We start from the raw sequence: 6,792 nt of genomic DNA, 5'->3' as shown, positions 1-6,792 counted from the left end.
TGCCAGACCAGCCGACGAAGACGAATCTGTCGCGTTTGAGCCAGTCGTCGAGGGCATCAAAGATGCCGCGTTGCGCTGGCGCGCGACCTACTGCGATGGTCATTTGAAAAATCTCCAGATAAGTGCGGAATCTAAAGGCAAACTCTGTGACTCAAAAATGAATTATGAACAAAGTTTACTTTTCGTTACCTATGTCTCTGATTATATGGAGAGTTCTCGGAAAATTTCCAGTGTTTTTGTAACTAATCTTAAAATTCAGAGATTTTTGCCTTCTCATCACCGGCAGAATCGGGAAGCAAGCTGTTTCTGCGGATATTTGCGATACTGAGAACTGGCAGTTTGTACGATCGACACTATGTTTATTTTGGAATTAACGCTGAAAGGAAATCCTCTAAGCCTTTCAATCCAGCGCAAATCGGCTGAAGAAGCAGAAGCGACCTATCAAGAAATTTTGGGGGCGATGAAGTCGGGGAATAATCCTTTACTGGAATTGACCTGCGATCGACAACCCGACAAAAAGATTGCGGTGTTTGCTGATAATCTGGCAGCCGTGCAGGTTTATGAGAAATCGAGCGCAAATGCGTCTGGCAGACCCGCAGGTTTCTCGTTTGTGGCGGAATAGATATGACTTTAGACGCGCCCATTTCTCAAGCTGCTGCAATTCGAGCGATCAACCTCAGTTTTGGCTGGTCGGATGACAAAGCGATTTTGCAGTCTTGTGCGCTGGAAGTGCCCAAAGGGGAATTTTGGATGCTGTTGGGCGCGAATGGGAGCGGAAAGTCTACGCTGCTAAGACTTTTAGCAGGGTTGTTGCAGCCGACTGGGGGAGAAGTTCAGATCTCGCCTCCAGTCGGTTTTGTGTTTCAAAATCCAGACCATCAGTTAGTGATGCCCACAGTGGGAGCAGATGTGGCGTTTGGATTGGTGCAGGAAAAATTGTCAACGGCGGAAATTCGACAACGAGTGGAAGAGTCGCTAACGGCTGTGAGTTTAGCGGCGTTTCAGCGTCGTCCGATTTATGCGCTGAGTGGGGGACAGAAACAGCGAGTTGCGATCGCGGGTGCGATCGCTCGTCATTGCGATGTTCTTTTATTAGATGAGCCGACGGCTTTGCTTGATCCGGCTAGCCAGTTGGAGCTAGTAGCTCAGGTTCAGACGTTGGTGAAAAAGCGGGGCATTACGGCGCTTTGGGTGACGCATCGGCTGGAAGAATTGGAATATTGTGACGGAGCGTTTTTGTTAGAAGCGGGGAAGGTGGTCGATCGAGGCGATCCCGATCGCTTAAAACGAAGATTAATGCAGACCGAAGACGTTGAAGATTAGAAAACTTCTGCAATGTTCCCGTTATCATCAAGCCATCCTGTCACTATAAATCACGAATATGGACAATCTAAAAATTGAAAAAGTAGGTGACTCGCTGGGAGTAGCATTACCAGAGGAAATAGTGCAGAAACTTCAGGTGAAGGAGGGCGATACTGTTTACATTTCAGAAACACCTAATGGAGTTGAAATTACTAATCGTGCTCCCAACTTAGAAAAAGTGATGCAGGCTTATCAAAAGATAAACGAGAAATATAAAAATGCCTTGCGTGAGCTATCGAAATGAGTCAGGAACCGATTTGGATATCAGAATCGTTTGTCAGAAGAATTCAGCTTGATCAACTTGATCGATACGGAGGTCGGCCTGGTATGCGTGACGAGAGTTTGCTATCTGCAAGTTTGGCAAGACCTCGGAATCTATTTATCTATGGTGAATCTCCTACAATCTTTGACTTGGCGGCATACGCTTATGGACTTGCTAAGAATCATCCCTTTGTCGATGGCAATAAAAGAGTTGCTTTCGTCGTGATGGCGGTCTTTCTTGAGCTAAATGGTTATTCTTTGGACGCGCCAGAAGCGGAAGTTGTACAAGTCATGCTAAGGCTGGCATCCGGGGAAGAAACTCAAGAATCGATCGCACAATGGCTCGAAAGTAGGTCTGTCCAAAATTAAGTTCTTTCACGCGATCGCAAATCCACCTCAATAAACAACCGCAATCGATACCAAATCAAATTAAAGAAATGCAATATTATGGAAGGGTGAAGCAGATTAACTTTTGCAAAATTGTCCTTTCCGCGTTGAGTGATGCCACGTTCCGCACCACAGGCACTTCTATTGGTGGACGGCTATAACATAGTCGGAGCTTGGCATGAGCTAAAAGTAATTCGCGATCGAGACGGTTTAGAAGAATCGCGCCGAAAATTAGTCGAAACGCTGATTGGATTTAGCGCATATCAGAATTTTGAAACTCATGTTGTATTTGACGCGCAATATCGGGATTCACCGACGAATCGTGAGGAAGTGACTCGTCATTTATATATCTGCTACACCGATTTTGGACAAACTGCCGATACTTATATTGAGAAAACTTGTGCTGATTTTCGGCATGACATTCGCAAGTTTAAACAGCGATTGATCGTGGCGACGAGCGATCGTGCCCAGCAATTAACCGTTGTTGGATACGGAGCGGAGTGGATGTCAGCGGAAAAATTAGCGAATGAAGTTGAATTTGCGGCGCGCCGAGTTCAGAGCAAATCAAAACCAAAGAAAAAATCGGCGGGACGACTGTTGATGCACTCGCTTGATCCCGATGCCCAAAAGCGATTAGAAGATTTGCGATTTGGCAAAGACAAGTCGCGCTGAATTTCTGTCCCCGTCGCCCTGTAAGATTTTCGATACGAAACTATTGTCGGGCAAACGATATGAAACGCAGAGCCTTGGTTGGAGCCGCGATCGCAGCAGGCAGCACTCTCACCGCTTGTACCATTCGCAAACGTGGAGTCGCGACGGCGGGAACGGCTTTACCGACGGTACGCTGGCGTATGGCAACCAGTTGGCCCAAATCGCTGGAGACAATTTTTGGCGGAGCGGAAACGGTTTGTCGGCGCATTGCTGAAATGACCGATGGACGATTTGTAATTCAGCCGTTTGCAGCAGGGGAAATTGTGCCGGGGCTGCAAGTGTTAGATGCGGTGCAAAATGGCACGGTTGAGTGTGGACATACTGCAAGCTATTACTACACTGGGAAAAATCCGGCGTTTGCGTTTGGAACGGCGGTTCCGTTTGGGCTGAATGCTCAGCAGCAAAATGCGTGGCTGTATCACGGTGGCGGTTTGGCAGCAATGCAAAAGCTGTACTCGGATTTTGGAATCATCAACTTTCCATCGGGAAACACTGGCGCACAAATGGGCGGATGGTTTAAGCGTAAGGTGAGTACGATCGCGGATCTTAAAGGCTTGAAGATGCGAATTCCGGGGCTGGGTGGAGAAGTAATGTCGCGGCTGGGGGTGAATGTGCAGGTGCTTCCGGGTGGTGAGATTTATTTGGCGCTGGATCGAGGCGCGATCGATGCGGCAGAATGGGTCGGTCCTTACGATGATGAAAAGCTAGGTTTATATAAAGCAGCAAAATTCTATTACTACCCTGGCTGGTGGGAACCGGGTCCAACTTTAGAAACCCAAGTGAATTTAACTGCATGGCGAAAGTTGCCGAAAGAGTATCAGGAGGTGCTTAAAACGGCAGCTTATGAGGCAAACATTAATATGCTAGCGCAGTATGATGCGCTGAATCGCGAAGCGATCGCTCGTCTCATTGCAAGTGGGACGCAATTGACGGCTTACAGTAAAGAGATTTTGCAGGCGGCGCAGAAAGCTTCGTTTGACCTGTACGAAGCGAATGCAGCGAAAAATAATACGTTTAAGCAGGTGTATGGACAGTGGAAGCAGTTTCGCGATCAGGTTTATCAGTGGAATAAGATTAACGAGTTGAGCTTTTCGGATTTCTCGCTGGGATCGGAGAGTTGAATTAAGTTCGATCGCTGAGATCTCAATCGCTCTCGCAACCGCAAATATCTTCTCTAGATTGCCCCACTGAAAAAGTTCGGCAAAGCAGTGAGAATGCGCTCAGGCAAACGTCCTAATAGGCACAACAATATTCCTGCTGAATTGAGCAGTCAGGCAGCATAAAATAACGTGAGTTCGACGAAATTTCTTGCTTCGTTTTAATCGGCTTCTTGCCCCCTAAATCCCCCATTCTGGGGGACTTAGAAAACAGCAATTCTCCAAATTGAAGCGGTTTCTTAACCTTCAAAGTCCCCCACCAGTGGGGGATTTAGGGGGCAACCCAACTCTCCAATCGAAGCGAATACGGTCTGTCGAACTGACGTTAAAATAGTAGCTTCGATACATTTCCAAAATTCGCAGCTTGCAATTATTTCATTCCAACGTAGTAGCCGGATTTGAATTTTTTACCAATCGACTCCGCGCTGAATCTCTACGACCTGATATGGGCACAAGCTTACCTACTTCGCCTAAACCAAAAGGTGGCATACCGCTATATATTGCTTCATACTCCCTAGCTCGGACTTTATAGGTTTCGTGCCAAATTCCTACATCACCTCGGCTATTGCTAAGGCGCTTATTGAAATTTACCCATGCTGGCCAATGCTCCTTATCCCTACTTTGTGCATATGCCTCTAAAGCTTCAAATGAACGCCAATATTGCACTATCACAGGTATTCCCGCGACGTGACCGAGAAAACCACTGTTTGGATCGGCTTGCAATTCTTTGATCATTCGAGGCATTGCCAGAAAAACTGGTAGCCACTTATGAACTTTCCAGATCTTGTTAATACGCATACCAATTAGGAAGATGACAAACTCACCTTCAACTTCGGCTGTCATTCTTTCTGGAATTACCTTTGCCATAATTGCCTCCCTAGGAGAATTACACCAAAATGTGAGGATTGGATTAAGTCCATAACGGGTCTGTTGAGCGGCGATCGACCAGTTCTGCAACAACACCAAATTAATCTTGGTTGTCCGCTCCAACAGATTTGTTCTACTGCGGTACCGACAACATTCTACTCAAAACCTCAACTTAGCTGTATTGTCAAAACATTGAACGGTGCCCTTCCAATCTTTGTCCTCCATTACTGTCTCGGTATAGTTGTTTTCTGTGTAAGCTCCGATAACACTTCGCCAGAACTGTTGAGCAACAATATTTGTATGAACTTGATGAAGTTCCCAACGACCACAAAATAAATTAAAAACATGAAATGCAACCTGGCGACCAATCCCATGTTTACGGTACTTTCGTAAGATAAAGAACTCACCCACTGAGTATTGGCTACCTGGAAGATAGGTATATTGGTTCACCAACACAAAACCAGCGAGTTTACCATTCACTCGTACTAGAAATGGATAGCGATCGGCTTCAACCCAATAGTAATCCAGATACTGATAGCCAAAGTATCCATGCTCGTTCAGATCGGTGTTCTCAAACTCTGAAAAATCATACTGATACAGCTCCATCATTTGCTGGATGATTGGCTTGTCCGTAATTAGAGCTGGGAAGACTTGGACATCCATGATGGATACCTTATTGACACTTTTAACTTTGCTAATCTCTTGACAATTACAAGATTTTAGATACTAACGACGAGCTTCAATCTATTAACCACTAATTGTTTGTGGGCGTCTGTCATGGGACGACCATTCCAGTGCTAAGCACCACCAAAAGCGTAGGTCATAATTTTTTTGGTGGTGCTTCTGTTGCTGCATATCTGTATGAGCGAAAAAGTGCTGAACCCGCTCATCTGCCAAGACTTTTTCATAAAACTTTTCTACAGCTAGATCAACAGTCGTTGTACCACCAAGCTTTTCCTACATCGTACTCATGGAAGATCCATCCAACCATGTTTTGAATTTAGATGTGACACGAGGTAGACGAGAGTGCGCAAAGTTTTTAATTGTCTGAAAAGTTTAAAGCAAACACTCGAACAAATGCTCAAAATTCATCTGTCTTAATAGTTGATGTCGTTGAACTATGGATGATGTCCAACGACTCGAATCAGGGCGGCGAATAGCCCCAAGTACCAACGGCTTGCAATCGTCCGCTTGATTTGTTATGCGGCATCCCTGATCACCTCATATTTACTTTGCACCAAGCCGTTTTCAAACTGTCGCGTTTCGAGATGATGCAATTTGACATCGTGAGGAAGCGAACTAAAAAGTGGAATCCCTGTACCTATAAGAATTGGCACTTTAGTAATGATTAATTGCTGGATCAAGCCTTCACGAAGAAACTCTTGAATTGTCTTTCCCCCATCAATGTATAAATGCTTGAATCCACGCTCTGATAAACGGTGAACTACTTCTCGTGGAGGCGCGCAGAGGGTCTCGACTGTTCTTGCAATGTCACTGGGGATGTCCACTTTCCGACTACTTAGAACAAATACAGCCTTTGCACCATAAGGCCATGAATCAAAGGACAAGGCTAACTCGTAAGTATTCCGACCCATGACAAGCGCATCTACTGAATCTATGAATTCCTGATACCCGTAGTCTTCTTCGCCCTCTACATCTTCCCCACTGGGCAACCAATCAATATCACCGTTCTTCCGTGCGATGAAGCCATCAATACTTATTGCGATGTATACAGTAGTTTTCATGCCTTCCTCAACAATGCGATCGCCGTATAACTATTTATTACACGGAAATTTTCGGTACATTATCCCAGGTTGGCTGACCATGTAGAGTTTTCTCTGTACAGCCCACTGTTTTGTGGTGATATGCAGAATTCTTTCCGTATAGTATGCTCCTACAGACGAACACACAGAAAATTTCAGCCATATTCCATACATACTCGAAACACTTTCTCATTTGTATCCTTCGTCAAGGTAAAAGAATTCTAAAAACGATCGCCACCCCATTTTCCAAATTGCCGTTACTACAACGCTGCTCGATCGCTCTC

Annotated in this window: 9 protein-coding genes and 1 pseudogene; 6 read left to right on the top strand and 4 right to left on the bottom strand. The window is 45.4% G+C overall.

Going from position 1 to position 6,792, the window contains the following annotated elements:
- Nucleotides 1-355 precede the first annotated feature (355 nt).
- The 6 genes from NC980_RS19700 (at nt 356) to NC980_RS19675 (ending at nt 3,842) form a co-directional block, all read left to right on the top strand.
- Nucleotides 356-622: a hypothetical protein gene (locus NC980_RS19700; protein WP_190376176.1), complete on the top strand. Its 267-nt coding sequence runs from the start codon at nt 356-358 to the stop codon at nt 620-622.
- 2 nt (nt 623-624) lie between these two features.
- Complete coding sequence (locus NC980_RS19695) at nt 625-1,323, top strand: energy-coupling factor ABC transporter ATP-binding protein (protein ID WP_190376175.1); 699 nt, start codon at nt 625-627, stop codon at nt 1,321-1,323.
- Between the two features lie 58 nt (nt 1,324-1,381).
- Nucleotides 1,382-1,606, top strand: a complete 225-nt coding sequence (locus NC980_RS19690) for an AbrB/MazE/SpoVT family DNA-binding domain-containing protein (RefSeq protein WP_190376174.1) — start codon at nt 1,382-1,384, stop codon at nt 1,604-1,606.
- Complete coding sequence (locus NC980_RS19685; protein ID WP_190376173.1) at nt 1,603-1,992, top strand: type II toxin-antitoxin system death-on-curing family toxin; 390 nt, start codon at nt 1,603-1,605, stop codon at nt 1,990-1,992. Before NC980_RS19690 ends, NC980_RS19685 begins: the two co-directional genes overlap by 4 nt.
- 132 nt (nt 1,993-2,124) lie before the next feature.
- Entirely contained in the window at nt 2,125-2,682 is a 558-nt protein-coding gene (locus NC980_RS19680) for an NYN domain-containing protein (RefSeq protein ID WP_190376172.1), read from the top strand.
- A 59-nt stretch (nt 2,683-2,741) separates the two neighbouring features.
- Nucleotides 2,742-3,842 carry a TRAP transporter substrate-binding protein gene (locus NC980_RS19675; RefSeq protein WP_190376171.1) on the top strand — a complete coding sequence of 367 codons (1,101 nt, stop codon included), beginning with the start codon at nt 2,742-2,744 and terminating at the stop codon, nt 3,840-3,842.
- A gap of 411 nt (nt 3,843-4,253) precedes the next feature.
- On the opposite strand, the gene NC980_RS19670 is transcribed toward NC980_RS19675, so the two are convergent.
- From NC980_RS19670 to NC980_RS19655, 4 genes and pseudogenes are all read right to left on the bottom strand, one after another.
- Nucleotides 4,254-4,745 (bottom strand): DUF4188 domain-containing protein, encoded by a 492-nt coding sequence (locus NC980_RS19670; protein WP_190376170.1) that lies wholly within the window; start codon nt 4,743-4,745, stop codon nt 4,254-4,256.
- 159 nt (nt 4,746-4,904) lie between these two features.
- Complete coding sequence (locus NC980_RS19665; protein ID WP_190376169.1) at nt 4,905-5,408, bottom strand: GNAT family N-acetyltransferase; 504 nt, start codon at nt 5,406-5,408, stop codon at nt 4,905-4,907.
- Between the two features lie 137 nt (nt 5,409-5,545).
- Nucleotides 5,546-5,717: pseudogene (locus tag NC980_RS19660) on the bottom strand (group 1 truncated hemoglobin); the annotation flags it as partial.
- A 227-nt stretch (nt 5,718-5,944) separates the two neighbouring features.
- Nucleotides 5,945-6,490 (bottom strand): dihydrofolate reductase family protein, encoded by a 546-nt coding sequence (locus NC980_RS19655; RefSeq protein WP_190376168.1) that lies wholly within the window; start codon nt 6,488-6,490, stop codon nt 5,945-5,947.
- Nucleotides 6,491-6,792 lie beyond the last annotated feature (302 nt).

Source organism: Leptolyngbya sp. AS-A5, assembly GCF_039962495.1.
In the GTDB taxonomy this organism is placed as follows: Bacteria; Cyanobacteriota; Cyanobacteriia; order Leptolyngbyales; family Leptolyngbyaceae; genus Leptolyngbya.
This window is presented reverse-complemented; position numbering and strand designations above follow the sequence as displayed.

Excerpts from the sequence above, each read along its gene's own strand:
- NC980_RS19700 (WP_190376176.1), top strand. The coding sequence starts at position 356 with ATGTTTATTTTGGAATTAACGCTGAAAGGAAATCCTCTAAGCCTTTCA.
- NC980_RS19695 (WP_190376175.1), top strand. The coding sequence starts at position 625 with ATGACTTTAGACGCGCCCATTTCTCAAGCTGCTGCAATTCGAGCGATC.
- NC980_RS19690 (WP_190376174.1), top strand. The coding sequence starts at position 1,382 with ATGGACAATCTAAAAATTGAAAAAGTAGGTGACTCGCTGGGAGTAGCA.
- NC980_RS19685 (WP_190376173.1), top strand. The coding sequence starts at position 1,603 with ATGAGTCAGGAACCGATTTGGATATCAGAATCGTTTGTCAGAAGAATT.
- NC980_RS19680 (WP_190376172.1), top strand. The coding sequence starts at position 2,125 with ATGCCACGTTCCGCACCACAGGCACTTCTATTGGTGGACGGCTATAAC.
- NC980_RS19675 (WP_190376171.1), top strand. The coding sequence starts at position 2,742 with ATGAAACGCAGAGCCTTGGTTGGAGCCGCGATCGCAGCAGGCAGCACT.
- NC980_RS19670 (WP_190376170.1), bottom strand. The coding sequence starts at position 4,745 with ATGGCAAAGGTAATTCCAGAAAGAATGACAGCCGAAGTTGAAGGTGAG.
- NC980_RS19665 (WP_190376169.1), bottom strand. The coding sequence starts at position 5,408 with ATGGATGTCCAAGTCTTCCCAGCTCTAATTACGGACAAGCCAATCATC.
- NC980_RS19655 (WP_190376168.1), bottom strand. The coding sequence starts at position 6,490 with ATGAAAACTACTGTATACATCGCAATAAGTATTGATGGCTTCATCGCA.